This window comes from Acidovorax sp. sif1233 (genome assembly GCF_019218755.1).
GTDB lineage: Bacteria > Pseudomonadota > Gammaproteobacteria > Burkholderiales > Burkholderiaceae_C > Acidovorax.
Genome location: NZ_JAHUWZ010000005.1, coordinates 248,917 through 273,623, shown reverse-complemented (window position 1 = coordinate 273,623; position 24,707 = coordinate 248,917). Strand labels below are relative to the sequence as shown.

19 protein-coding genes are annotated in these 24,707 nt (G+C 68.4%); 11 read left to right on the top strand and 8 right to left on the bottom strand.

The features are described 5' to 3' along the window. The first annotated feature begins 205 nt into the window (after window positions 1-205). A complete protein-coding gene (locus tag KW843_RS18140) occupies window positions 206-3,646 on the top strand; it encodes an ATP-binding protein (RefSeq protein ID WP_218296551.1) in 3,441 nt (1,146 codons plus the stop codon). Continuing rightward, on the top strand, window positions 3,643-4,554 hold the full coding sequence (locus KW843_RS18135; protein WP_218296550.1) for a response regulator: 912 nt from the start codon (window positions 3,643-3,645) through the stop codon (window positions 4,552-4,554). The genes KW843_RS18140 and KW843_RS18135 overlap by 4 nt, the downstream gene beginning before the upstream one ends. A 216-nt stretch (window positions 4,555-4,770) precedes the next feature. On the opposite strand, the gene KW843_RS18130 is transcribed toward KW843_RS18135, so the two are convergent. Further along, window positions 4,771-5,232 (bottom strand): PACE efflux transporter, encoded by a 462-nt coding sequence (locus tag KW843_RS18130; protein ID WP_218296549.1) that lies wholly within the window; start codon window positions 5,230-5,232, stop codon window positions 4,771-4,773. Between the two features lie 76 nt (window positions 5,233-5,308). On the opposite strand from KW843_RS18130, the gene KW843_RS18125 reads away from it, so the two are divergent. Further along, window positions 5,309-6,280 (top strand): LysR family transcriptional regulator, encoded by a 972-nt coding sequence (locus tag KW843_RS18125; RefSeq protein ID WP_218296548.1) that lies wholly within the window; start codon window positions 5,309-5,311, stop codon window positions 6,278-6,280. Window positions 6,281-6,283: 3 nt separating this feature from the next. On the opposite strand, the gene KW843_RS18120 is transcribed toward KW843_RS18125, so the two are convergent. Then, window positions 6,284-7,120 carry an MBL fold metallo-hydrolase gene (locus KW843_RS18120; RefSeq protein WP_218296547.1) on the bottom strand — a complete coding sequence of 279 codons (837 nt, stop codon included), beginning with the start codon at window positions 7,118-7,120 and terminating at the stop codon, window positions 6,284-6,286. A gap of 119 nt (window positions 7,121-7,239) precedes the next feature. Here KW843_RS18120 and KW843_RS18115 point away from each other — a divergent pair, with 119 nt between their 5' ends. From KW843_RS18115 to KW843_RS18090, 6 genes are all read left to right on the top strand, one after another. Then, window positions 7,240-8,256, top strand: a complete 1,017-nt coding sequence (locus KW843_RS18115; RefSeq protein ID WP_218296546.1) for a helix-turn-helix domain-containing protein — start codon at window positions 7,240-7,242, stop codon at window positions 8,254-8,256. A 108-nt stretch (window positions 8,257-8,364) separates the two neighbouring features. Next, a complete protein-coding gene (locus KW843_RS18110) occupies window positions 8,365-8,766 on the top strand; it encodes a GFA family protein (protein WP_218296545.1) in 402 nt (133 codons plus the stop codon). Window positions 8,767-8,806: 40 nt separating this feature from the next. After that, on the top strand, window positions 8,807-9,700 hold the full coding sequence (locus KW843_RS18105) for a PPK2 family polyphosphate kinase (RefSeq protein ID WP_218296544.1): 894 nt from the start codon (window positions 8,807-8,809) through the stop codon (window positions 9,698-9,700). A 182-nt stretch (window positions 9,701-9,882) separates the two neighbouring features. Continuing rightward, a complete protein-coding gene (locus tag KW843_RS18100; protein ID WP_218296543.1) occupies window positions 9,883-11,202 on the top strand; it encodes a Glu/Leu/Phe/Val dehydrogenase in 1,320 nt (439 codons plus the stop codon). Between the two features lie 377 nt (window positions 11,203-11,579). Further along, entirely contained in the window at window positions 11,580-13,238 is a 1,659-nt protein-coding gene (locus KW843_RS18095; RefSeq protein ID WP_218296542.1) for an AMP-binding protein, read from the top strand. Continuing rightward, complete coding sequence (locus KW843_RS18090) at window positions 13,238-14,767, top strand: MFS transporter (protein ID WP_218296541.1); 1,530 nt, start codon at window positions 13,238-13,240, stop codon at window positions 14,765-14,767. Before KW843_RS18095 ends, KW843_RS18090 begins: the two co-directional genes overlap by 1 nt. Before the next feature lie 19 nt (window positions 14,768-14,786). Here KW843_RS18090 and KW843_RS18085 read toward each other — a convergent pair whose 3' ends face one another. Further along, a complete protein-coding gene (locus KW843_RS18085) occupies window positions 14,787-15,944 on the bottom strand; it encodes a hypothetical protein (RefSeq protein ID WP_218296540.1) in 1,158 nt (385 codons plus the stop codon). 207 nt (window positions 15,945-16,151) lie between these two features. Here KW843_RS18085 and KW843_RS18080 point away from each other — a divergent pair, with 207 nt between their 5' ends. Then, window positions 16,152-16,796, top strand: a complete 645-nt coding sequence (locus KW843_RS18080) for a hypothetical protein (RefSeq protein ID WP_218296539.1) — start codon at window positions 16,152-16,154, stop codon at window positions 16,794-16,796. Between the two features lie 57 nt (window positions 16,797-16,853). On the opposite strand, the gene KW843_RS18075 is transcribed toward KW843_RS18080, so the two are convergent. The 5 genes from KW843_RS18075 to KW843_RS18055 all read right to left on the bottom strand — a co-directional run bounded on the left by KW843_RS18075 (window position 16,854) and on the right by KW843_RS18055 (window position 22,654). Further along, window positions 16,854-17,477 (bottom strand): hypothetical protein, encoded by a 624-nt coding sequence (locus KW843_RS18075; RefSeq protein WP_218296538.1) that lies wholly within the window; start codon window positions 17,475-17,477, stop codon window positions 16,854-16,856. 128 nt (window positions 17,478-17,605) lie between these two features. Then, window positions 17,606-18,982 carry an SH3 domain-containing protein gene (locus KW843_RS18070; protein WP_255594805.1) on the bottom strand — a complete coding sequence of 459 codons (1,377 nt, stop codon included), beginning with the start codon at window positions 18,980-18,982 and terminating at the stop codon, window positions 17,606-17,608. A gap of 21 nt (window positions 18,983-19,003) precedes the next feature. Then, window positions 19,004-20,443, bottom strand: coding sequence for a tRNA 5-hydroxyuridine modification protein YegQ (yegQ, locus tag KW843_RS18065; RefSeq protein WP_218296537.1), 1,440 nt, complete (start codon window positions 20,441-20,443; stop codon window positions 19,004-19,006). Window positions 20,444-20,478: 35 nt separating this feature from the next. Continuing rightward, window positions 20,479-21,408 (bottom strand): tRNA 2-thiocytidine(32) synthetase TtcA, encoded by a 930-nt coding sequence (gene ttcA / locus KW843_RS18060; protein WP_218296536.1) that lies wholly within the window; start codon window positions 21,406-21,408, stop codon window positions 20,479-20,481. A 181-nt stretch (window positions 21,409-21,589) separates the two neighbouring features. Beyond that, window positions 21,590-22,654 (bottom strand): homocysteine S-methyltransferase family protein, encoded by a 1,065-nt coding sequence (locus tag KW843_RS18055; protein ID WP_218296535.1) that lies wholly within the window; start codon window positions 22,652-22,654, stop codon window positions 21,590-21,592. A gap of 185 nt (window positions 22,655-22,839) precedes the next feature. Between KW843_RS18055 and recQ the strand changes: the two genes are divergently transcribed. Further along, window positions 22,840-24,696 carry a DNA helicase RecQ gene (recQ, locus tag KW843_RS18050; protein ID WP_218296724.1) on the top strand — a complete coding sequence of 619 codons (1,857 nt, stop codon included), beginning with the start codon at window positions 22,840-22,842 and terminating at the stop codon, window positions 24,694-24,696. Window positions 24,697-24,707: the final 11 nt, after the last annotated feature.

Here is a 24,707-nt window from a genome sequence, read left to right as displayed (position 1 = left end):
TGAATGAAGGAAGGAAGGGACGGGACCAAAGCGGTTTGTTTGCGCTGTGGAATGAAGGTTAGGGACAACCCTTGCATGCGCCCATACGTCAATTAACGTAGGGCTGCCTACGCACCCCGGTGCGCACCCTGCGCATGGCCCCGCGCACCCGTGCAGCGCCCCAACGCGGTGCACGCCTAGAACGCTTCTTGCTTGAAGCCTGCGCATGGCCCCACCGCTCCCACCCAACGCCCAGAGCGCGCCGCAGACCATCTTCCGGTTCCGGCGCGAATACAACGCGTGGGTGGCCGACGAGACCATGGAGGACTACGCGCTGCGCTACACGCCCAAGAGCTTTCGGCGCTGGAGCGAATTCCGCGTGGCGAACACCGCATTTGGGTCGCTGTCGTTCCTGGCGCTGGAGGCCATTGGTGGTGCGATTGCGCTGAACTACGGCTTCAGCAACGCCATGTGGGCGATCCTCACCGTGGGGTTGCTGATCTTTCTGACGGGCCTGCCCATTGCCTACTACGCCGCGCGCTACGGCCTGGACATGGACCTGCTCACGCGCGGCGCGGGCTTTGGCTACCTGGGCTCCACCATCACGTCGCTGATCTACGCGGTGTTCACCTTCATCTTCTTTGCGCTGGAGGCGGCCATCATGGCGCTGGCGCTGCAGATGGTGGTGGACTGGCCGCTGGAGTGGTGCTACATCGCGTCGTCGCTGGTGGTCCTGCCGCTGGCCATGCGCGGCATCACCCTCATATCGCGCCTGCAGGCGTGGACGCAGCCGCTGTGGCTGTTCCTGCTGCTGCTGCCCTTTGTGTGGATTGCACTGGCCCAGCCGCAGCTGTACCGCGACTTTGCGGGGCTTTCGGGCCTCAAGAGCGGCAGCAGCCAGTTCGACCCGCTCATGTTTGGTGCAGCGGCCGCGGTGATCTTTTCGCTGGTGGTGCAGATTGGCGAGCAGGTGGACTTTCTACGCTTTCTGCCCGAGCGCACGCCCGCCAACCGCCTGCGCTGGTGGGGCGCGGTGCTGGTGGCAGGCCCCGGATGGATCGTCATGGGCATGCTCAAGATGGCGGGCGGGGCCTTTCTGGCGTTTGCCGCGCTGCAGTTCGAGGTGGGCGCCCAGCGCGCCGCCGAGCCCACGCAGATGTTCCTCGCAGGCTTTCACCAGGTCATGCAGGCGCTGGGCCTGCCCGGGCTGGCCGTGGCGGTGACGGTGGTGTTCGTGGTGGTGTCGCAGATCAAGATCAACCTCACCAACGCGTACGCGGGCTCGCTGGCATGGTCCAACTTTTTCGCGCGCGTCACCCGCAGCCATCCGGGGCGCGTGGTGTGGCTGGTGTTCAACGTGTTGATTGCCACGCTGCTGATGACGCTCGGGGTTTTTGGAGCGCTGGAGAAGGTGCTGGCCGTGTACAGCAACGTGGCCATCGCCTGGGTGGGCGCGCTGGTGGCCGACCTCGTCATCAACAAGCCGCTCGGGCTCTCCCCCAAGGGCATCGAGTTTCGGCGCGCGCACCTGTACGACTTCAACCCCGTGGGGCTGGGCGCCATGGTGCTGGCGGCCACGGTGGCCTGCGGCGCCTATGCGGGGCTGCTGGGCGAAGAGGCGGCCGCGTTTTCGCCCTTCATCGCGCTGGTGCTGTCGATGGCGCTGGCGCCGCTGCTGGCCTGGCTGACGCAGGGCCGCTACTACCTGGCGCGCGCGCCGGGCAACGAGTGGCGCCCCGGCGAGATCGTGCGCTGCGCCGTGTGCGAGAACCAGTTCGAGTCCGAAGACATGGCGCGCTGCCCGGCCTATGCCGCGCCCATTTGTTCGCTGTGCTGCTCGCTGGAGTCCCGCTGCCACGACCGTTGCAAGACCGGCTCGCGCGCGGCCGACCAGTTGCGCGGCGTGGTGATGGCCCTGCTGCCGCAGCGCTGGGCCATCAAGGTGAACTTTCGCCTCGGACAGTACCTCATGGTCGTGGTGTCGCTGTGCGCGGTGATGGCGTTTCTGGTGGGCGTGGTGTATGTGCAAGAGAGCCTGCAAACCCCTGCGCCCGAGCAGGTGCTGCGGATGCCGTTCCTCAAGGTGTTTGCGTTGCTGGCGCTGCTGGCGGCCGTGTGCGCGTGGTGGGTGGTGCTGAGCACTGACAGCCGACGCATGGCGCAAGATGAATCAGAGCGGCAGACGCAGCTGCTGCTGCAGGAGATCGAGGCCCACAAGCGCACCGACGCCGAACTGCAGGCCGCCAAGGACCAGGCCGAGTCGGCCAACCAGGCCAAGACACGCTACGTGGCGGGCATGACGCACGAGCTGCGTTCCCCCCTCAACAGCATCCTGGGCTACACGCAGATCCTGCTCAAGAACCCGCACACCGAAGGCTGGATGCGCGAGACGCTGTCCACCATGCAGCACAGCGGCCAGCACATGCACGCGCTCATTGACGGGTCGCTGGAGCTGGCGCGCATCGAGGCCGGGCGCCTGCGGCTGGACATGGCCCCGCTGCCGCTGCCCGACCTGATCGAGAACATCGAAGCCATGCTGCGCCCGCAGGCCGAGGCCAAGGGCCTCCACTTTGTGGTGGAGACACTGGGCACCATGCCCGGCTGGATTCGGGCCGACGCCAAGCGCCTGCGGCAGATCCTCATCAACCTGCTGTCCAACGCGGTGCGGTTTACCGAGCGCGGCGAAGTGCGGCTGCGCATGGACTTTCGCCAGCATGTCTCGCGCATTGAAGTGATCGACACCGGCATCGGCATCGAGCCGCAAGACCTGGAGCGCATCTTTGTGCCGTTTGAACGCGGCAGCGCGGGGCGCCGGGCCAGCGAGGCGGGCACGGGCCTGGGGCTGACCATCACGCACCTGCTTGCCGAGCTGATGGGTGGCCAGCTCACACTGACCAGCACCCCGGGCCAGGGCAGCACCTTCACCGTGCGGCTGTACCTGCCCGGCATTGCGGTGGACCCGGCCTGGACCCCGCCCAGCCGCGCCACGCTGCGCCCGGTGATCGGCTACCTGGCACCCCGGCGCACGCTGCTGGTGGTGGACGACCAGCCCCTGCAGCGCCAGCTGCTGGCCGGCCTGCTGGTGCCCCTGGGCTTTGATGTGCGCGAGGCCGCCAGCGGCCGCGAATGCCTGGAGATCGTGCGCCAGACACCGCCCGACCTGGTGCTGCTCGATATCACCATGGACGACCTGGACGGCTGGCAGACCGCTGCCCTGCTGCGCGCGCTGCGCCCCGCGGCCGAGCTGCCCGTCGTGTTCGTATCGGCCAACCTGTTTGAACATGAAGCGACGCGCCTGGCCGCCCAGCAGTGCCAAGGCTTCGTGGGCAAGCCCGTGATCGAATCCGAACTGCTGCAGGCGCTGGAGCACGCGCTGCAGCTGGAATGGGTGCGCGACAACACCCCGCTGGCGCCCGGCCCGGATCCCGCCGCAGGCCCCGCCAACCCGGACGACACCCTGGCCACCCTGCCCGAAGAGCTGCGCGAAGACCTCACCCGCCTGGCACGCTCCGGCCAGGCCGCCGCGCTGCGCGAGCGGCTGCGGCGCGCACGCGGCGACCTGCCGGGCCACGCCGCCACGCTGGCGCTGCTGCAGGCCAGCGCCGACCGCTTTGACTTCGAAACCCTGGCACGCCACCTGCGCGAGCCCGAAGAGGGAACCCCATGAACGACCAACCCGACGCCGCCCCACAGATCAGCCAGCGCGTGATCCTGGTGGTGGACGACGCGCTCGACACCCTGCGCATGCTGTGCGATGCACTGGCCGCCGAAGGCTACGCCGTGCTGGCCGCGCGCGATGCCGAAGAAGCCCTGCAGCGCTTTGACCTCACCGTGCCCGACGGCGTGCTGCTGGACGCGGTGATGCCCGGCATGGACGGCTTTGCGCTGTGCCGCCAGCTCAAGGCCACCCCGCCCTGGTCGCATGTGCCCGTGGTGTTCATGACGGGCTTGTCGGACACCGAACAGATCCTGCAGGGCTTTGCCAGCGGCGGCGTGGACTACGTGGTCAAGCCCCTGCGCATCCCCGAGGTGCTGGCCCGGCTGGCCACGCATATGCGCAACGCCCAGGCCACGCGGCTGGCGCGCGAGGCGGTGGACGTGGCCGGGCTCGGCGTGGTGGTGCTCGACGGCCAGGGCCGCGTGGCCTGGCGCTCACCGCAGGCCACGCGCTGGCTGGAGACGGCTTTCGCCCGTGAGGAGGCACCGGCCGAACGCGCAGCCGCCTGGCTGGTGCAGGCGCGCCGGGAGGGCGCGCAAACCCTGCCCCTGGCCGATGGCCGGCAGCTGCTGGCTCGGCACATGGGCGCCAGCGGCCTGGCCGAATCCATGCTGCTGCTCAGCCACGCGCAGCCCGAGGCCGCCGCGCCGCGCCACCTGCAGCAGGTGGCGCTGACCCCGCGCGAGACCGAGGTGCTGTCCTGGCTGAGCAAGGGCAAGACCAACCGCGACATCGCCGACATCCTGGGCATGAGCCCGCGCACGGTGAACAAGCACCTGGAGCACATTTTTGAAAAGCTGGGGGTGGAAACGCGCACCGCCGCCGCGGCCATTGCGGGGCAGTTGCTGCAGGTCTGAGTCCGGATTTTCCGGATGGGCCACGCCTGCCCCCATTCGTCCGGGCGGAGCCTGTCGACGCCAGGGCGCTCCTTGCGAGCGGCCCTTCGACGGGCCCAGGGCGACCGGCTGATCCGAGGCCGGCACCCATCAGGTCAATTGAGGTCAAATTGACCTTTGGCGCCTATCCACCAATCGTCAAAAGCTATTAATTTAATAGCTAAATTCCTTGCAACCTCAGGCAGCCACGGGCTCCATGGCCGAGGCCGGCAGGCCGAACAGATGGTCGAACACCCAGTTGAAGACAAAGGTGTAGCACAGGAAGAACACGATCAGCCCCAGGTCCATCACGAACGCGTGCCACAGGCTGATGCCGAACCACCACGCGAACAGCGGCACCAGCGTGAAGACCAGTCCGCCCTCGAAACCGATGGCATGCGCCACGCGCCGCGCCACGCTGCGGCCGCGCACGGGCTGGCGTGCTTCCCAGCGCTCGAAGGCCCAGTTGAAGATGATGTTCCAGAGGATGGCAATCACCGAGGCCGCCACGGCCACCACGCTCGAATGGCCCGCGCCCTGACCCGTCAGCAGGGCCAGCCCCGCCGTCGCCGCCACGATGGCGATCAGTTCGTACAAGGTCACATAGATCAGGCGGCGCTTGAGGCCCTGCAGACCAAAAAGAGTAGGTTTCTTGTCCATGGGCCGGACTTTATATTCAACAATCTGACATATAAAGTCAGCTTGTTTCAGTTTTATTGATAGATCAGGAACCACCATGGCCTTCAGTTCCGACAGCGTGCAGGTCTTTCTGGCCGCGCTGGACCACGGCTCGTTCTCGGCGGCGGCACGCGCGCTCTCGCGGGTGCCCTCGGCGGTGAGCATGACGATGGCCCATCTGGAGGCCGAGCTGGACGTGCAGCTTTTCGACCGCAGCGGGCGCGAGCCCCGGCCCACCGCGGCGGCGCGTGCGCTGGAGCCCCAGGCCCGGCTGCTCGCGGGCCAGCTGCAGCAGCTCAACGCCCAGGCGCTCGCGCTGACCCAGGGGCTGGAGGAGCGGCTGACGCTGGCCATCGCCCCCGAGCTGCTCGCGGCGCGCTGGACCGGGCCCCTGGCCGCGCTGGCGCAGGAGTACCCGCTGCTCCAGGTCGAGGTGCTGGCCGCGCCGCAGGTGGATGCGCTGGAGCTGCTGCACGGCGGCCGCGCCCAGCTGGCGCTGGTGTTCGAGCGCCCCAGCATCGACGGGCGCGAGGGTTTCCAGGAGGTGGGCACCGAGACGCTGGTCGCCGTGATCGCCCCCGAGCATCCGGTGCTGGAGGGCGCACGGGCGTCGGCGAAGGCGCGGGGCGAAGACCCCGGGCGCGCCATGCTGCGCGAGGAGCACCTGACCACCACGCGCCAGATCGTCGTGGCCAGCCGCGACCTGGCGCAGACCGATCCCCGCTTTGTGTTTGCCCGGCACCACTGGCGCACCGACAACCACCTGGCCGCGCTGGGGCTGATCGAAGCGGGCCTGGGCTGGGGCTGGCAGCCCCGCGCGCTGGTGCAGCCACGCATCGAGGCCGGCCGCCTGGTGGAAATGCCCTTCGAGAACCTGAGCAACGGCACCGCGCTGTGGGTGGACGTGGTGTGGTCCAAGGAGCGCCCGCTGGGCCTGGGCGCGGCGCGCTTCGTGGCGCTGATGCGGGAGAGCACGGGGGTGCGCACGGCCCCCGGCGACTGCACCCTCAAGAAGGGCTCCAGCGCCTGACCATCATGCGCAATTAGCTATTATTTCAATAGCATCCGTGCCGCCAGCCGTGCGCCGGAATCGCCGCGCCTCGCCGTCCTCGGGCACCCACAGGCGGTGCGCCCAGCCGCCCTGCTCGGCCAGCGCACGCACTGCCGCGCGGGTGGTGGGGCAGTGGTCCAGGGCCTGCAGGTGGTTGACCACCAGGGTGCCGGGCGTCAGCGCGGCGGCCTCGGCCATGTCGGCGGCGTCCATGAGGATTTCCGCGCCGATGTCGAAGCGCGCCCCCCCAGCGGGCAGCACCGCCACATCCGGCTTCAGTCGCGCCAGGCAGTCGCGCACGGCGGGGGTCAGCAGCGTGTCGCCCGCCAGGTACACGCGGGGCTCGCCCGGCAGCTCCAGCAGGTAGCCATGGCCGTGCTCCATGAACCGGCCGATCCAGCCCCGGCCGTGCACGCAGGCGATCGGCGTGACATGGCCGCCCAGCGCGAACGGCTGGCGTTGCGGGCCGGACAGCGGCCACACCGCCAGGCCCCGTTGCGCCAAGTAGCCCGCATCGCGCGGCATGCAGACCACCGGAATCTGCCGCTCGCGCAGAAAACGCTTGCCCGCGCTGTCCAGGTGGTCGAAGTGGCCGCGCTGGCAGTGCGTGATGAGGGCGTGCGTCACGCGCTCCAGCGCCGCGTCCGTGCCCGGCGGCAGGTCGACGATGGGATTGCGCTCGCGCCCCTGGCCCAGGTAGCGCAGCGCAGGCAGGGCGCCGCGCGGGGCGAGCATCGGGTCCACCAGCAGGCCCACGGGGCGGCCTTCCGATGAGAATTCCAGCAGGACGGTGGCATTGCGCAGATGGGTGATGTGCATGGGGGTCTCCAACAGGGCCGGGGGGTGGGTCGATGGCCGATTGTGGGATGCCGTGGCCTGCGCGAGAATGGCTTGATTGGACAACTTCTTACCATTTCCAGCCAACCACTTTTTCCCCCATGGCAACACCCGTCGAGCCACCTCTCCCGCGTCGCTCCGTGCCGCCGCCCGCCGCCCCGCTGCGCCTGGGCCTGCTGCTGTACCCCGGCTGCATGCCGGCGGGCCTGTTCGCTGCCGCCGACATGGCCCGCGCGGCCGGCCTGCGGGTGCAGCGGCCCGTGGTGCAGACGCTGTGGGTGGGCGCCGACCTGCAGCCCGTGCCCACGTGGCAGGGGCCGGCGCTGGCGCCCACCGCCGCCCTGGCCGGGGCCGATGTGGATGCGGTGCTGGTCCCCGGCCTGTGGCTTTCGTCCACGAACGGCCTGGCCGCGCAGCTGCAGCAGCTGGCCCCGGTGGTGCGGGCCCTGGCCGCCCTGCCCCGCCGCACGCAGGTGTGGAGCTACTGCGCCGGTGTGCTGCTGGCCGCAGCCAGCGGCTGCCTGCGCGGGCGTGGCGCCACGGCCACCTGGTGGCTGCGCGCCGCGCTGGAGCAACAGTTCGGCGCCGTGCGCTGGCGCTTCGACGAACCCCTGGTGCAGGACGGCGCCGCCACCACGGCGGCCGGTGCCAACGGCCACCTGCCGCTGATGCTGCACGCCCTGGGCGCGCGGATCGCGCCCGAGGCCCTGGCGGACCTGCAGGCGCTGCTGATGCTGCCGCGCCCGCGCGCCACCCACCCGGCGTTCGCGGGGCACGACCTCATGGCCACGGCCGACGCCGACCTGCGCCGCGCCATGCTCTGGGTGCAGCGCAGCCCCGCCGCAGAGCTGCGGCTGCCCGCGCTGGCGGACGCGCTGGGCGTGTCGCCCCGCACGCTGGCGCGCCGGGTGCAGGCCCACACGGGGCTGCCGGCGGCGCACTGGATGCGCCGCATCAAGCTGCGCCAGGTGAGCGAGGCGCTGTGCGACACGCCACGGCCCTTGAAGCGCATCGCCGAAGACCTGGGTTTTGCCAGCGAAGCCGGCCTGCACCGGGCCTTTCGGCAGGCCACGGGGCAGACGCCGCTGGCCTACCGCATGGCGCACGGGCGCGGTTGAAGGTTGAAAGAACCCCGGCAGAAGGCTGGCGGGGTAGCCCCGCAGCCGCGCTTTTGCGATCATCCGCCCTCGCCCTGCAAGATCGCCACACGTTCCGAGGACCCGCCCATGCCCCAGACCTACACCGCCACCTGCCATTGCGGCGCCGTCCATGTGCAGGCGGGCCTGGACCTGAGCCAGCCCACCTTCCGCTGCAACTGCTCCATCTGCCGGCGCACGCGCTTCTGGGCAGCCGTGGCGCTGCCGGGCCAGTTTCACATCGTGCGCGGGCAGGACGAGCTCACGCGCTACCAGTTCAACACGCGCAAGAACCTGCACTACTTCTGCAGGCACTGCGGCGTGCGCGTGTTCGGCCACGGCACCGAGACGCCGATGGGCGAGATGTACGGCGTCAACGTGGGCTGCATCGACGGGCTGACGGACGAAGACCTCTCGCGGCTGGCCATCGTGCGCATCGACGGCCGGCACGACCAGTGGCAGCAGCCGCCGGCCCACGCAGGCCACTTGTGAGCTAACCTCTTTCACACCAACGCACCGCCCCTGGAACCCCATGCCGTCACCCCTGATTCCCAAGTCCCGCAACAAGGCCGCCGAGCTCTGGTCGCAATGGCAACCCGGCAAGCCCGCCGATGGCGAGGGCAAGGGCAGCAGCCGGGGCAAGCCGCCACGCGGCGTGTCGCTGCAGGACTACGACCCGGGCGCCAAGCCGTTTTCGCACGGCGAGAAAGCCCGGGACAAGGCCGCCGTCGAGGCGCTGGCCGAGGAACTCGATGCGCTGCAGAACCTGTTCTATGCCGACAAACGCTACAAGCTGCTGGTGGTGCTCCAGGGCACCGACACCTCGGGCAAGGACGGGACGATCCGGGGCGTGTTCGGCCGCATGAGCGCCCTGGGCGTGCATGCCGTGGGCTGGAAGGCGCCGACCGAGGCCGAGCGCGCCCGCGACTACCTCTGGCGCATCCACCAGCAGGTGCCACAGGCCGGCGACATCACGGTGTTCAACCGCAGCCACTACGAGGACGTGCTGGTGCCCGTGGTCAACGGCTGGATCACGCCCGAACAGCACCAGCAGCGCCTGGCCCACATCAACGACTTCGAGCGCATGCTCGGCGAAACGGGCACCATCGTGCTCAAGTTCCTGCTGCACATCAGCCCCGAGGAGCAGCGACAGCGCCTGCAGGAGCGCCTGGACGATCCGGCCAAGCACTGGAAGTTCAGCATGGGCGACATCGAGGTGCGCAAGCAATGGGCGGAGTACCAGCGCGCCTACGACGCCCTGCTGGCCGCCACCCACACGCCCTGGGCACCGTGGACCATCGTGCCCGCCAATTCCAAGACCCACCGCAACCTGATGATCGCCACCGTGCTGCGCGAGGTGCTGCAGAACCTGGACCTGCGCTACCCGACGGGCGACCCGGCGCTGACCCATTTCACGGTGGAATGACCGGCGTGGCGGGCGGCCGCCCGGTGCCCGCGCCCGGCGCGGCCCATGGTGCAGTGCCACATGGGGCGGTCGTTTGCGTGGTTATGCAACAAATGCATAACACACAAACACTACGGCCTTAGACAGCGTGCGGCGGCAGGCATAAGCTTCGCGGCTTGAACTGATCCCACAAGGAATTCACCATGTCTTCATCCACGGGCGCCCCAGCCTCCAACCCCGCAGGCGCAGTCCACACCCTGCCCTCGTACTTGCAGGCCGACCACCTCGGCCCCTGGGGCAACTACCTGCAGCAGGTAGACCGCGTCACCCCCTACCTGGGCAGCCTGGCGCGCTGGGTGGAAACGCTCAAGCGCCCCAAGCGCATCCTGATCGTGGACGTGCCGATCGAGCTGGACAACGGCACCATCGCCCACTACGAGGGCTACCGCGTGCAGCACAACCTGAGCCGGGGCCCCGGCAAGGGCGGCGTGCGTTTCCACCAGGACGTGACACTGTCCGAAGTGATGGCCCTGTCGGCCTGGATGTCGGTCAAGAACGCCGCCGTGAACGTGCCCTACGGCGGTGCCAAGGGCGGTATCCGCGTGGACCCCAAGAAGCTGTCGATGGGTGAGCTGGAGCGCCTGACGCGCCGCTACACCAGCGAGATCGGCCTGCTGATCGGCCCCTCCAAGGACATCCCCGCCCCCGACGTGAACACCAACGGCCAGATCATGGCCTGGATGATGGACACGTATTCCATGAATGTGGGCGCCACCGCCACCGGCGTGGTGACCGGCAAGCCCGTGGACCTGGGCGGCTCGCTCGGCCGTGTGGAAGCCACTGGCCGCGGCGTGTTCACCGTGGGCGTGGAAGCCGCCAAGCTCACCGGCCTGGCGCTCGACGGTGCCCGCGTGGCCGTGCAGGGCTTTGGCAATGTGGGCGGCATCGCGGCCAAGCTGTTTGCCGAAGCGGGCGCCAAGGTGGTGGCCGTGCAGGACCACACCGGCACCATCTTCAACGGCAAGGGCCTGGACGTGCCCGCGCTGCTGGCGCACGTGAAGACCCGGGGTGGCGTGGGCGGCTTCGCCGGCGCCGATGTGATGCAGCCCGAGGAGTTCTGGGGCGTGGATTGCGAGATCCTGATCCCCGCCGCGCTCGAAGGCCAGATCACCAAGGACAACGCGGGCCAGATCAAGGCCAGGCTCGTGATCGAAGGCGCCAACGGCCCCACGACCACCGAGGCCGACGACATCCTGCACGACAAGGGCGTGCTGGTGCTGCCCGACGTGATCGCCAATGCCGGCGGCGTGACGGTGAGCTACTTCGAATGGGTGCAGGATTTCTCCAGCTTCTTCTGGAGCGAGGACGAGATCAACGCCCGCCTGGTGCGCATCATGCAAGAGGCCTTCGCGGGCATCTGGCAAGTGGCGCAGGAGCACAAGGTGAGCCTGCGCACCGCCACCTTCATCGTGGCCTGCCAGCGCATCCTGCACGCCCGCGAAATGCGCGGCCTGTATCCGTAAGCGCCCGCAGCGGCTGCGCCGCTTCCCCCGAGGGGACACGCCGGTGGCCTGGCGTGAAGGCGCCGCCTGATTGCGCAGGGGCACTTTCTAGTCCGCCATCCTGGCCACGCCCTTACCGGGGCGGGCCTTGCCAAACAACCGCCACGCCGTGATCCGGCCTGGCGGTTTTTTCTTTGTCTGCGCACGGTGCGCCGGCCTGCTTGTTGCGCCACGGCGACGGGCACGCGGCGCGCACCGCCGTTCACGGAGCCAAAGCGACCGCACAGCCGAAGCAGAAACAAGAAGATACGCGCACGTACAAATGGTCATCTTTTGCCACGGGTGCGCGTGAAAAACTTCCTTGACCTTGCTTTCACGCCCCTCCTGGGAGACTTCCGGTGGCCTTACCTTCCCTGCGCAGCCTGGTGGCGCGCTTTCTCCTGAACCGCTTGCGCACCGCCCGCGCCGTCGCCCGCCTGGCGTACCGCCTGCACCCCCACAAGCCCGCGCTCATCGACCGGCGCGGCACCCTCACCTACGCGCAGCTGCAAGACCGCGTGTACCGCCTGCAGGCCTGGATGCAGGCGCAGGGCGTGAAGAAGGGCGACGTCGTGTTCACCTGGCTGCCCGAGACCGGCGAGCAGTACGAAACCCGCCTGGCCACGTTCGAGAACGGCACCATCTTCGCGAGCTTCCACAAGCACCTGCCGGCCGATGCGGCGCTCACCACCATGGGCCGCGTCAAGCCCACGGTGTTCATCCACGACCCGCTGCTGAGCACGCCCATCCTGCAGGCCGTGCGCGAGCAGCTGCCCGGCCTGCGCCTGCTGGCGCTGGGGGATGAGTACGAACAGTCGCTGGCGCAGGCCACCCCCACCGCGGGCACCGCCGAGGTGCACGAGGACGACGTGTTCGCGCTGCACATGACCTCGGGCACCACGGGCCTGCCCAAGTCCATCGGCTACAGCAACCGCAAGTACCTGGACAGCGTGCGCCTGATCTCGCGCGCCATCGACTTCAAGCCACCCGCCCACGGCCCCGACGTGAACATGCTGGGCCTGCCGCTCACCGGGCCGGGCTCGGGCCTGGTGCTGCCCACGCTGCTCTCGGGCGCGGCGCTGGTGATGCCCGAGGACTTCCGCGCCAGCACGCTCGCGGGGCTGATCCAGAAGCACCGCGTGTCGCGCGCCTTCCTCTCGCCCTCGGCCATCATCGACCTGCTGGACGAGCCCACGCTGGACCAGTACGACCTGTCGTCGCTGACCCACGTGCCCTACGGTTCGGAGATGATGCCCGCGCCCAAGATCGCCGAGGCCATCCGCCGCTTCGGGCCGATCTTCCAGCAGGGCTACGGCTGCCTGGAGGCCCTGCCGCCCATCACCTGGCTGCTGCCGCACGAACACGTGGATGCACAGGGCAACCCGCTCGGCCTGGAGGTGCTCTCCACCGTGGGCCGGGTCATGCCCGGCGTGCAGGTGGTCATCCGCGGCGACGACTTCACGCCGCTGCCGCAGGGCGAGATGGGCCTGATCACCGTGCTGACGCCCGTGCGCTTCGACGGCTACTGGCTCGACCCCGAAAAGACCGGCGAGACCCTGCGCGACGGCTGGGTGGTGATGGGCGACCTGGGCTATTTCGACACGGCAGGCTACCTGCACGTGCTGGGGCGCAGCGCCGACCGCGTCTCGCGCGATGGGCAGCTGCTGAACCCGCGCGAAGTGGAGGAGGTGGCCCACACCCACCCCTCGGTCAAGGAGGCCTGCCTGGTGCAGCATGGCGCGCAGGCCGTGCTGGTGCTGAGCCTGCGCCGGAGCTGGCGCAAGGGGCAGGACTGGGGCACGCTGGAGGGTGAGATCGCGCAGTACCTGGCGCAGCAGCTGCCCGCCACCCTGTGCCCCGACGATGTCCGCATCGTCGAGGAGATTCCGCGCAGCTTCCTGAACAAGATGCTGCGCCGCGAAGTGCGGCTGATGCTCGAAGCCGCGCCGCCGCGCGCAGCCGCCCCTGCGCCCACGTCCGCCGCAATGCCCGCGTCCGTCTCGGCGGTGGCACCGTGATGCACCCCAGCCACGCGCCGGGCAGCACCACGCCATCGCCCCTGACCCTCGGCACCAAGCTCAGCTACGCGGTCGGCAACGTCGGCCTGCAGATGCTGGTCGCGGCGATGAATTTCATGCTCATGATCTTCTACACCGACGTGGCCCTGGTCGCGCCCGCCGTGGCCGGCGCGGCGCTGCTGGTGGGCAAGGTGTGGGACACCATCAACGACCCGCTGTTTGGCTGGCTGACCGACCGCACGCGCTCGCGCCACGGCCGCCACCGCGTGTACCTGATCTATGGCGCCCTGCCGCTGGCAGTGGTGGCCGCCGCTGTGTGGATGGTGCCGCCAGGCCTGAGCCCCTGGGCAGCGTTTGTGTGGATCGCCGTCACCTACACCTTGTTCGACACCGTGATGACGCTGGTGCAGCTGCCCTACCAGGCCATGGCCGCCAACATGACGCAGGACTACGACGAGCGCACCAGCCTCACGGCTTTTGCATCCATGGGTGCCCTGCTGGGGTTTTTTGCGGGCAGCGTGTTCATGCCCCTGCTGGTGCGGGCCGCGCCCGATGCACGCACGGGCTACGCACTGGCCGGCGCCTGTTTCGGGCTGGCCGCCGGGGTCGCTGTGGCCGTGGTGGCCTGGCGCGTGCGCGAGCCCGCCACCACCGGCGACTTATCGCCTGCCGCCCCAAACCCTCCAGCAGCCACACCCGGCTGGGCGTCGGTACGCAGCACCCTGCTGGCCACGCTGCGCAACCGCCCGTTTGTGATGCTGGTGAGCGCAGCCGGGCTGGTGCGGCTGGGCCTCACGCTGGTGCAGGCCTCGCTCGCTTATTTCGTCATCTACCAGCTGCAGGGCGACAAGGGCGATCTGCCACGCTTCATGGGCATCCTGCTCGCGGTGGTGGGTGTCTCGCTGTTCGTCTGGAAGCGCGTGGTGGACCGCTGGGAGAAAAACCGGGCCTACATCCTCGGGCTGGTGTTTTGCTGCGTGGGGCTGATAGCGCTGTACTGGGTGGGCCCAGGCCAGCAGGCCCTGGTGACGGGCATCCTGGTGGTGGTGGGCATTGGCATGGGCGCGCACTGGATCGTGCCGTTTGCCATGGTGCCCGACACCATCGACCACGGCCACATGCAAGCGGGCGAGCGGCAGACCGGCATGTACTACGGCCTGTATGGCCTGGTCGACAAGCTGGCTCGCACCCTGGCCACGGTGCTGGTGGCCGGCATGCTGGAGCTGACCGGTTATGTGCCCAACGTGGCCCAGTCGGCCCAGGCACTGCAAGGCATCACGGCCATGACGGGCCTGCTGCCGGCGCTGTGCCTGGTGCTGGCCATCCCGCTGCTGATGGCCTACCCCATCACGCGCGCCCGCCATGCAGACCTGGTGCGCAGCGTGGGCGCTGCCGCCCCGGCGGAGACGGCCAGTGCGGCAGCAGTGGCCGCAACCCCTGTACGCCAGAGCGAACACACCACCCGCCCTGCGTGGGAGCCCTCACGCAACCTGCCCGGTGGTGGGCACGACTTCGCACACAGTCGTTAGAGAACATCCGGGAGCGCCCTCAGGCAGACGGCGCTGGCCCCACGGGCTCGGGCGGTAGCACGCCCCGCATCGCGAGGCAGAAGGGCTGCACGCACTCGGCCCGCGCGGCGTAAGGGCAGCCCACCGTCTCGCACAGGCCTGACGCGCCATTACGCGCCTTCTCCTCTTCTCGCGGCACCTGGCCGCTGGCTTGCAGCACGGCCATCTGGGTCCAGGGGTCCAGGCGCCCAGTGGCCTGCTGCAGCATGTCGCGGCCGTACACGGTGGCAGCCAGTTGCGGCTGCAGGTCCAGCACCAGCAGCGCGCTGGTGCGCGGCGCGGCAGCATCCATGCCCTGCAACACCAAGGCCATCACCCCCGATTGCAACGCCTGGCCACCCCCGGCAAAAGGCACCTGCAGCGCGCCACCCGCAGCACTGGCGCCCGCGCCCAGGCTTGCGCCGACTTGCGCCGCCGCCGCGCCCGCAGCGGCAGGTGACGCCTGGGCCGCCAGCCACGGCACCGGGGCACGCAAGGTGAGCGCGAGCCCGCGCGGCCCCTCAGGCGTCGACACCACGCCCTGGCGCACCAGCCAGGTTTGCAGCGGCGGCTGGTCGGCATCCAGCGCGCCGCTCTCCAGCGCCTGCGCCATGCCGATGGGCCAGGGCTGCGCGGCCACCACGCGTTGCGGCACTCCGGCCTGGGCGGTGACCTGTGCGACCAGGGCACTCACCATCCGCAGCAGCGGTGCACCCAGGCCCGACGCAGGCCAGGCCGTGCCACTTGTGGCGGAGGCAGCGGAGGTTGCCGCATTGGCCTGCGCCGCCATGGTTGCGCCACGCGGCAGCGCCGACGACCCTGGTGGTGCGGCCCGCGCAGTGCCTTCGCCCCTTGCGCCCTGCAAGCGGCCATCGGCCCCGCCCGCCCTGCGCGGGTCGAAGCCCGCCGCCAACTGTTCGCGCGCCTGGGGCGAGATGCTGGCCTGGTCCGCCGGTGTAGGCAGCGGCCCGCCGGGCGGACTGGGTGACGTGACCGAGGGCGGCGGCGCGCTGGGGTCTGCAGTGGGCAACGGCGAGGGTGCAGCGGGTTTGGGCTTGTCCAGCCCCAGCAGCGCCGTCTGCCGCTGCAGCGCCGCCTCGGCCAGGAACTGGGCCACGGGCCGCAGTGCCGTGCGGGACGGATCGATCGGGAGGGTCATGCCGGGTTGCCTGGGGAAGGGATGCCCGATTCTGTAGTGATTCGTCCAGCGTGAACAGGCCATGGTGCGGGCAAACCTGTCGCCCGCATCAGCTATCAACTACATAGCAAAAGGTGCAATAAAGTCCAGCGCTACCGGCACTTTTTGCCCACAATCCGGTTCCACCGCCCGCCGCGCTGCCTCTCAGTGCGCAGCCACCTCCCCGCCATGTACCCGCACACCACCGCCCACCCGCGCCTTGTTGATCGCCACCCCACGCCCCACACTGGGGTTGCGCCCGCACTGCTGATGGCCGTGCTGGGCTTCCTCCTGTTCAGTGGGTGGATGTATGCGCCGCAGTGGGAGCGAGCCTTCCGCTCGGACGGCTCGCCGGTGTCGTGGCTGTCGAGTGCGCTGCTGCTGGCGCTCAGCATCACGGCCCTGAGGATGGTGGGGGACCGCGCCCTGCCCCGGCTGCTGGGTGCCTGGCTGGCGCTCTCGTTTTTTGTGCTGGCGCTGGACGAGCAGTTCATGCTGCACGAGCTGTGGAAGTTTCGCTGCCACGAATGGACCGATGCCTGCCGCTGGAGCGCCGTGCGCGAAGCCCCCATGCTCACCGTGGCGGTGGTGGGCCTGCTCACCATGGTCTGGCTACACCGCGCCTTGTGGCACACCGGCACACGCACCCTGCTGTGGGCGGGCCTGGCTGTGGGCTGGCTGGCGATTGGTGTGGACCAATGGCCCGAAGTGCAAGCGCGCTGGCCCCGCCTGCCCGAGCTGCCATCGCTGCTGGCTACGCTGGAAGAAGGGCTTGAGGTGGTGGCCGAGGCGCTGGTGTTGGGGGCGTTGTTGCGACAGCCGGGGTTGCGATAAGAAGCGAACGAAGTGAAGGCTTGACGACGAAATACGCTCCGCTCACAGGAGCGTTATTCATTCCGCGGCTGTTTTTTTGGCCTTCAAAGCCTCGTGCCACTTCTCAGCTGCTTGCCCCATCGATGTCTTGAGGTCAGCGTCAATGTCGGAAGTCTGGAACATGAACGCCAGGCGCTCATTGACGACAACGGCAAGCTTCTCGTTTCTGTTAATGCGGCCAATGCTATCTGCCAAGCCATGATTGAAGGCCACGAACAGGGCGGCCAGACTTGCAAGAACCAGTGACTGGTCCTCATTGGCGCGGACGGGCGGCAGCATATCGTCCAGCCATCCGAGCATCACTGCCCTACCCTGCCGGATGAGCTTGGCCTGCGATGTGTAGCCGTGAAGGAGACCACATCGCGCAGCGTACAAATCAACGCCACGGAGTGTGTACTCTGGCCCAGACAAGGTTAAGTAGCGGTCTGCCCAGGAGATGAAGTCCTCCCGGTCTGTATCCATTTTCTCGCGTGGTCGCTCGATTCCGGATGCTATGTCGATGGCGCTCATCAGCAGCTGCGCTCCAGCGGCCATACGCTTGTTCTCAAGGCAGAACTTGATGTCGGAAATGATGTGATCGAAAAAGACCGCGTGATACAGCCGCAGGTCAAGCCAGCCGTCCGGATTCAGTTTTTCCGCCATGAGTGCTTCCAGTAAAGCATGCAGTGACACCTTTTAAAGCGTCATAGGCGAATTGTCATGCAACCGGCGCGGGGGGCTACGGCTTAAGCGCTGCCGATCCTGACCCAAAGCAGTCCAGCAGCATCCCCTCACGTGCACTCCTGATCCACCCAATACCCCGCCGGAAACCACTGGCCGTTGATATTGAGGTACCAGCGCCATTCAAAGATGGGCTCAAAGCTCATGCCGCCCGGCGATGGCGTGTCGATGCGCAGGATGTCCGCCACGCCGTCGCGGTCCAGGTCGATCTCGTGCACCGTCACCGCTGTTTTCTTGCGCTCGGGCTGGGGCCGGTAGGGCGGGTCGGCGGGCATCATCCAGCTGGTGGCGTAGCGCCGGGAGCGCACCTTCACCGCATCGGGCGGCAGCTTGCCGGGCACCACCAGGCGCACCAGCACTTCAGCGGAATCTGACACCTTGACATAGCCGCGCACGGCAGTGGTCTCGTCGTTGCTCGGGTCGTCAAAGCCCTTGCCCGGGTAGTGGCCGCCGCAATAGTGGTCTGCATTGCTGATCTCCCAATACCGCCGGCCCAAGGTGCGGGCGCCCACCAGGCCCTGGTGCGTGATGGCGTAGAGCGTGAGCGCCGGGGCAAAGGCCAGATCGGCACCGCCCACGTCCCAGAAGCCGGTCACGAACTCGATCTCGGGTCCGCTGTGGCGGTTGAAGCTGCCATAAGGCACAGCGGTGGGCTCCACGGCAATGCGGCTGCCCGCCACGGCCGCGATGCCGTCGGCCTCGGTCTCGTGCAGCAGGGCCACGCTGGTGTGGCTGCGGAAGTACGACGGGGCAATGGCAGGCAGCGTGGGGGCGGATGCCAGGGGCGCCACGGCCGGGATATGGTCCACGGCGCGGGTGGCCAGCTTTAAGTTATCCAGCGGGTTGACGGGGCGGCCCCGGTCGATCTCCTGCTCGGGCCGCAGCAACACGCCGCCGCGCATGAGCTTTTTGGCAGCCTCCCATTCGGGGCGCAGGGGGTACTGCACGGGCATCCGGGGCGTGTGGCTTTGAGCCAACGCGGGCAACTGCAATGCAGCGGGGCGCGGCAGGGCGTTGCCATAGGCTCGCATGCGGTTGGCGGACGGCGCCACCCAGAAGGCGCGGGCGGCGTCCTTGCCCGCCTGGGCCAGGGTGAGGGGCTGGTCGGCCAGCAGGTTGCAGGCCACATGGGCTTGCAGGGGCTCAGGCAAAGGCGGGCCCAGGCGCGCATCGCCCGTGTAGAGCACGGCGCACCAGCCGTCGCGCTCGGTGATCTGCTGCAGCACGGTGTTGGCGGGTACCTGGGCCACGATGCGCGCCTGCGACTGGGCAGCATCGCGCAGGTTGACCCAGGAGCCCTGCACATAACGCTGCTTGGCGGGCGCCACAGCCGGCGTCTGGGCATTGACCGGGCCTACGAGAACTGCGCCCAGCAAAGCAGCCATGGTCCAGTGGCGAGGCCGTGTGGCGTGCACCAAGGTCTTCATGCTCCAGCCCCTGCAAAAGAGTTACACCGCCAATGCAGGCTCTGCCGCTGCAGCAGGCGGTTGCGATTCAATCACCCGCGCCAGCAGTGCGCCGCTGTAGCGTGCAGCCAGCGGAATCCACACGCGCACCGGGCTGCCCTGGGCGACCTGCACGGGCTGGCCTTCCACATTGCGCATCTCTTGCAGGCGCACGGTGGTGTTGCCGCTGGGGTGCACGACCTCGACCAGGTCGCCCACGGCAAAGTGGTTCTTGGTTTCGACCTGAACCCAATCTCCTGACAGGCCCACTTCGGCCAGTCCTTCGGCACCCAGCACCTCGCCCACATACTGGCTGCGCTGCGTGGCCGAGTGGCCGTTGATGTAGTTCTGGTAGTCGTTGCTGGGGCGGCGCTCCAGCAGGCCGCCGGTGTAGCCCCGGTTGGACAGGCCTTCGAGTTCGATGAGCAGCTCGGGGTTGAACGGGCGGCCGGCCACGGCGTCGTCGATGGCGCGGCGGTACACCTGGGCGGTGCGGGCCACGTAGTACAGGCTCTTGGTGCGGCCTTCGATCTTGAGCGAATCCACGCCGATCTGCGCCAGGCGCGCCACGTGCTCCACCGCGCGCAGGTCCTTGCTGTTCATGATGTACGTGCCGTGCTCGTCTTCCATGATGGGCATGAGCTGGCCGGGGCGGCCTGCTTCTTCAATCAGGTAGACCTTGTCGGCCTTGGGGTGGCGCTCGCCGTTGCCAGTGGTGGAGGCGAAGGACTGTTCGGCCTTCTGCTGCGCGGCCTCGAAGTTGAAGTCGCCTTCCATCTTCTGCGCGATGGCTTCGCCCGTGGTGGGGTCGATGTCGGCGTCGTGGGTGGCGTAGTTCCAGCGGCAGGCGTTGGTGCAGGTGCCCTGGTTGGGGTCGCGGTGGTTGAAGTAGCCGCTGAGCAGGCAGCGGCCCGAGTACGCGATGCACAGCGCGCCGTGCACGAACACTTCCAGCTCCATGTCGGGGCATTCCTGGCGGATTTTTTCGATCTCGTCCAGGCTCAGCTCGCGCGACAGGATCACACGCTCCACGCCCATCTTTTGCCAGAACTTCACCGCCGCCCAGTTGGTGGTGTTGGCCTGCACCGAGAGGTGCACCACCTGCTCGGGCCACTTTTCCTTGACCATCATGATCAGGCCCGCGTCGGCCATGATGAGGGCGTCGGGTTGGCAGTCGATCACGGGCTCGATGTCGCGCAGGTAGGTGCGGATCTTGTCGTTGTGCGCGATCAGGTTGCTGGTCACGAAGAACTTCTTGCCGCGCGCATGGGCCTCGGTGATGCCTTGGCGGATCTGCTCGAGCTTGAATTCGTTGTTGCGCGCGCGCAGGGAGTAGCGCGGCTGGCCGGCGTACACGGCGTCGGCGCCAAAGTCGTAGGCGGCGCGCATCTTGTCGAGCGAGCCGGCGGGCAGCAGCAGTTCGGGGGCTTTGAGGGTGGTCATGGGATGGCCCAATCTAGAAATCGTCGGGGTCGGGTTCAGCGGGGCATCAGGGGCAGGCCCGCGAGCATGCCCACGGCCTGCGCAGGCAGTTCTTCGGCGTCAAAGGCCTTGTCACCATCGGCGTCGGCCACGCCGTTGGGTACCAACCCCTTGAAGTCGAACTGGCGCGGGTCCATGAAGTGCGAAGGCACCAGGTTGCGCAGGGCCACGGCCATGTTCTCGATGCGGCCGGGGTACAGCTGCTGCCAGTCGCGCAGCATCTGGCCGATTTGCTTGCGCTGCAGGTTCTCCTGGCTGCCGCACAGGGTGCAGGGGATGATGGGGAAGTTGCGGATCTCGGCCCAACGCGTGAGGTCATCCTCGGCCACATAGGCCAGCGGGCGGATGATGAGGTGGTCGCCCCGGTCGCTCTGCACCTTGGGCGGCATGCCCTTGAGCTTGCCGCCGAAGAACATGTTCAAAAAGAAGGTCTGCAGCATGTCGTCGCGGTGGTGGCCCAGCGCGATCTTGGTGGCGCCCAGTTCGTCGGCCACGCGGTACAAAATGCCCCGGCGCAGGCGGCTGCACAGGCTGCACATGGTCTTGCCTTCTGGGATGTGCTCCTTGACGACGCTGTACGTGTCCTGCGTTTCGATATGAAAGGGCACGCCGACCTGCGTCAGATACTCCGTCAGCACATGGGCCGGAAAGCCGGGCTGCTTCTGGTCGAGGTTGACGGCGATCAGCTCGAAGCGGTTGCCGTTGCGCTGCTGCAGCAAACGCAGCACGTCGAGCATGGCGTAGCTGTCCTTGCCGCCCGAGACGCAGACCATCACCTTGTCGCCGTCTTCGATGAGGCCAAAGTCGGCAATGGCCTGGGCGACCTGCCGCACCAGGCGCTTTTCGAGCTTGAGCGCGGCGTGGGCGGCGGCTTTCTCGGCGGCCTCAGCAACAGGGGTTTCGGGCAGGGTGGCGGTAACGGACATGGGGAGCGGGCCGGGGTTCTGGCAAAGGGTGCGGGCGAAAGTTCAACCGAAGGCGCAAGGGTGCCGCAGAGTCATGCGCCCGGCAATGCGCCACCGCAGCGCAGTGACGATTTGAGTGCTGCGTTTTTTATAGCTACCAGCGCTTTCTGGATCAGCGCCAGAGGCCAGTTTGCCTCCAAATTCAGGCTTCAGCGGGGTAGAACATCTTGCGCGTGGGCACGTTTTCCACCGCCTTGGCGATGGCGCCGATGTGGTCCGGCGTGGTGCCGCAGCAGCCGCCCAGGATGTTGACCAGCCCCTCGGCCGCGAACTCGTGCACCAGGCGGCTGGTGATCTCGGGGGTTTCGTCAAACCCCGTGTCGCTCATGGGGTTGGGCAGGCCCGCGTTGGGGTAGCAGCTGATGAACGTGTCCTCGGCCACGCGGTTCAGCTCCTGGATGTAGGGGCGCATCAGCGTGGCACCCAGGGCGCAATTGAGGCCGATGGCCAGCGGGCGGGAGTGGCGCACGCTGTGCCAGAAGGCGGTCACGGTCTGTCCGCTCAAGATGCGGCCCGAGGCGTCGGTGACGGTGCCGCTGATGATGAGGGGCAGGCGCTCGCCGCTTTTTTCAAAGAACTCATCGATGGCGAACAGCGCGGCCTTGGCGTTGAGGGTGTCGAAGATGGTCTCGACCAGCAGCACGTCGGAGCCGCCCTCGACCAGCGCCTCGGTCTGCTCGTAGTAGGCGGCGCGCAGCTGCTCGAAGTCCACATTGCGCGCGCCGGGGTCGTTCACGTCGGGGCTGATGCTGGCCGTCTTGGGCGTGGGGCCCAGGGCGCCGGCGACGAAGCGCGGCTTGTCGGGCGTGGAGTATTTGTCGCAGGCGGCGCGGGCGAGCCGGGCGGACTTGAGATTCATCTCGCGCGCCAGGTCGGCCATCTTGTAGTCCTCCTGCGCGATGGTCGTCGCGCCGAAGGTGTTGGTCTCGATGAGGTCGGCGCCCGCGGCCAGGTAGCGCTCGTGGATGTCGCGGATCACGTCGGGGCGGGTGAGGCTGAGCAACTCGTTGTTGCCCTTCACGTCGCGCGGGAAGTCCTTGAACCGGTCGCCCACACCGTCGGGGCCCGTGTAGCCCTCGCCCCGGTACTGCGCCTCGCCCAGCTTGAAGCGCTGGATCATGGTGCCCATGGCGCCGTCGAGGATGACGATGCGTTGGGCGAGGATGTCGGGCAGCTGCGCGGCGCGGGTGTAGTGAAGGGCTTGCATAGGCCGCTATTGTAGAAAGTGCGGCCCGGTGCGCGGTGCAGCGCACAATATGCGCCTGCCGCGCGCGGGGCCAGGCCCTGGCGCGCCAGAGAATTCCCGCCCTATCGGCACCAGGCGCTTGCTGGTCATGCGCTGGCAGCTATTAATTTCAGAGTATCCGCTTGTCTTCCCGCCTGTCTCCCGCCTTGTCCCCCGCCCATACCGTCCTGCAGGACGTCTTCGGCTACGAGCAATTCCGCGGCCCCCAGCAGGCCATCGTTGAACACGTGATCGCGGGCAGCGATGCCCTGGTGTTGATGCCCACGGGCGGCGGCAAGTCGCTGTGCTACCAGGTGCCGGCCATCGTGCGCCAGCAGCAGGGGCGCGGCGTGACCATCGTGATCTCGCCCCTGATCGCGCTGATGCACGACCAGGTGGGCGCGCTGCACGAGGCGGGGGTGGATGCGGCCTTTTTGAACTCCACGCTGAGCTTTGACGAGGCGCAGGACGTGGAGCTGCGCCTGCAGACCGGCGACATCACGCTGCTGTATGCGGCGCCCGAGCGGCTGAACACGCCGCGCTTCCTGGGCCTGCTCGACAGCCTGTACCACGAGGGCCACCTGTCGCTCTTCGCCATCGACGAGGCGCATTGCGTGAGCCAGTGGGGCCACGACTTTCGCCCCGAGTACCGCGCGCTCACGGTGCTGCACGAGCGTTATGCGGGGGTGCCGCGCATCGCGCTCACGGCTACGGCCGACGACCTCACGCGCGCCGACATCATCGAGCGCCTGCAGCTGGAAGACGCGCGGCTGTTCATCAGCAGCTTCGACCGGCCCAACATTCGCTACACCATCGTCGAGAAGAAGGACGCCACCACGCAGCTGCTGCGCTTCATCGAGCGCGAGCACTCGGGCGAGGCGGGCGTGGTGTACTGCCAGTCCAGGAAACGCGTGGAGGAGCTGGCGGTCACGCTGAGCGACGCCGGCCTCACGGCCCTGCCCTACCACGCGGGGCTCGACACCAAGGTGCGCCAGCGCAACCAGGACCGCTTCCTGCGCGAGGAAGGCATCGTGATGGTGGCCACCATCGCCTTCGGCATGGGCATCGACAAGCCCGACGTGCGCTTCGTCGCGCACGTGGACATGCCCAAGAACATCGAGGGCTACTACCAGGAGACCGGCCGCGCGGGCCGCGACGGCCTCAACGCCGATGCCTGGATGGCCTATGGCCTGAACGACGTGGTCAACCAGCGCCGCATGATCGACGAGAGTCCGGCGGGCGAGGAGTTCAAGCAGGCACTGCGCGGCAAGCTCGACGCGCTGCTGGCCCTGGCCGAGGCCACCGACTGCCGCCGCGTGCGGCTGCTGGCCTACTTTGGCGAAGCCTCCACGCCCTGCGGCAACTGCGACAACTGCCTGACACCACCCGCGATCTGGGACGCCACCGACGCGGCGCGCAAGCTGCTGTCCACCATCTACCGCGTGAACCAGGCCAGCGGCATCAGCTTTGGCACGGGGCACATCATGGACATCCTGCGCGGCAAGAAGACCGAGAAGGTCGCGCAGTTCGGGCACGAGAAGATTTCCACCTTCGGCATTGGCGCGGACCTCTCGGAACCGCAACTGCGCGGCGTGCTGCGCCAGCTGATCGCCACGGGCGCTTTAGGCCTTCAGAAGGTGATGCTGGACAGCGGCCACAGCTTCGACACGCTGTGCCTCACCGAGGGCTCGCGCGCCGTGCTCAAGGGCGAGGTGCCGGTGCAGCTGCGCGAATCGGTGTCGTCCGCACCAGCCAAGCGCACGCGCAAGGGCAGCGCCCCGCCCGCCGCCGCCGCCAACCTGGGGCCCGACGCGCAGGTGCGCTTCATCAACCTCAAGGCCTGGCGCGCCGAGGTGGCGCGCGAGCACAACCTGCCCGCGTATGTGATCTTCCACGACGCCACGCTCGCGGCGATTGCCGAACGCAACCCGGGCACGCTGGACGACCTGCAGGGCATCAGCGGCATGGGGGCGAAGAAGCTCGAAGCCTACGGCGCCGACGTGCTGCGGGTGGTGGGCGGCTGAGCCGCCCGGCC

Bases quoted from the DNA above. Each gene is read 5' to 3' on its own strand.
- KW843_RS18140 (WP_218296551.1), top strand. From the start codon at position 206: ATGGCCCCACCGCTCCCACCCAACGCCCAGAGCGCGCCGCAGACCATC.
- KW843_RS18135 (WP_218296550.1), top strand. From the start codon at position 3,643: ATGAACGACCAACCCGACGCCGCCCCACAGATCAGCCAGCGCGTGATC.
- KW843_RS18130 (WP_218296549.1), bottom strand. From the start codon at position 5,232: ATGGACAAGAAACCTACTCTTTTTGGTCTGCAGGGCCTCAAGCGCCGC.
- KW843_RS18125 (WP_218296548.1), top strand. From the start codon at position 5,309: ATGGCCTTCAGTTCCGACAGCGTGCAGGTCTTTCTGGCCGCGCTGGAC.
- KW843_RS18120 (WP_218296547.1), bottom strand. From the start codon at position 7,120: ATGCACATCACCCATCTGCGCAATGCCACCGTCCTGCTGGAATTCTCA.
- KW843_RS18115 (WP_218296546.1), top strand. From the start codon at position 7,240: ATGGCAACACCCGTCGAGCCACCTCTCCCGCGTCGCTCCGTGCCGCCG.
- KW843_RS18110 (WP_218296545.1), top strand. From the start codon at position 8,365: ATGCCCCAGACCTACACCGCCACCTGCCATTGCGGCGCCGTCCATGTG.
- KW843_RS18105 (WP_218296544.1), top strand. From the start codon at position 8,807: ATGCCGTCACCCCTGATTCCCAAGTCCCGCAACAAGGCCGCCGAGCTC.
- KW843_RS18100 (WP_218296543.1), top strand. From the start codon at position 9,883: ATGTCTTCATCCACGGGCGCCCCAGCCTCCAACCCCGCAGGCGCAGTC.
- KW843_RS18090 (WP_218296541.1), top strand. From the start codon at position 13,238: ATGCACCCCAGCCACGCGCCGGGCAGCACCACGCCATCGCCCCTGACC.
- KW843_RS18085 (WP_218296540.1), bottom strand. From the start codon at position 15,944: ATGACCCTCCCGATCGATCCGTCCCGCACGGCACTGCGGCCCGTGGCC.
- KW843_RS18080 (WP_218296539.1), top strand. From the start codon at position 16,152: ATGTACCCGCACACCACCGCCCACCCGCGCCTTGTTGATCGCCACCCC.
- KW843_RS18075 (WP_218296538.1), bottom strand. From the start codon at position 17,477: ATGGCGGAAAAACTGAATCCGGACGGCTGGCTTGACCTGCGGCTGTAT.
- KW843_RS18070 (WP_255594805.1), bottom strand. From the start codon at position 18,982: ATGAAGACCTTGGTGCACGCCACACGGCCTCGCCACTGGACCATGGCT.
- yegQ (WP_218296537.1), bottom strand. From the start codon at position 20,443: ATGACCACCCTCAAAGCCCCCGAACTGCTGCTGCCCGCCGGCTCGCTC.
- ttcA (WP_218296536.1), bottom strand. From the start codon at position 21,408: ATGTCCGTTACCGCCACCCTGCCCGAAACCCCTGTTGCTGAGGCCGCC.
- KW843_RS18055 (WP_218296535.1), bottom strand. From the start codon at position 22,654: ATGCAAGCCCTTCACTACACCCGCGCCGCGCAGCTGCCCGACATCCTC.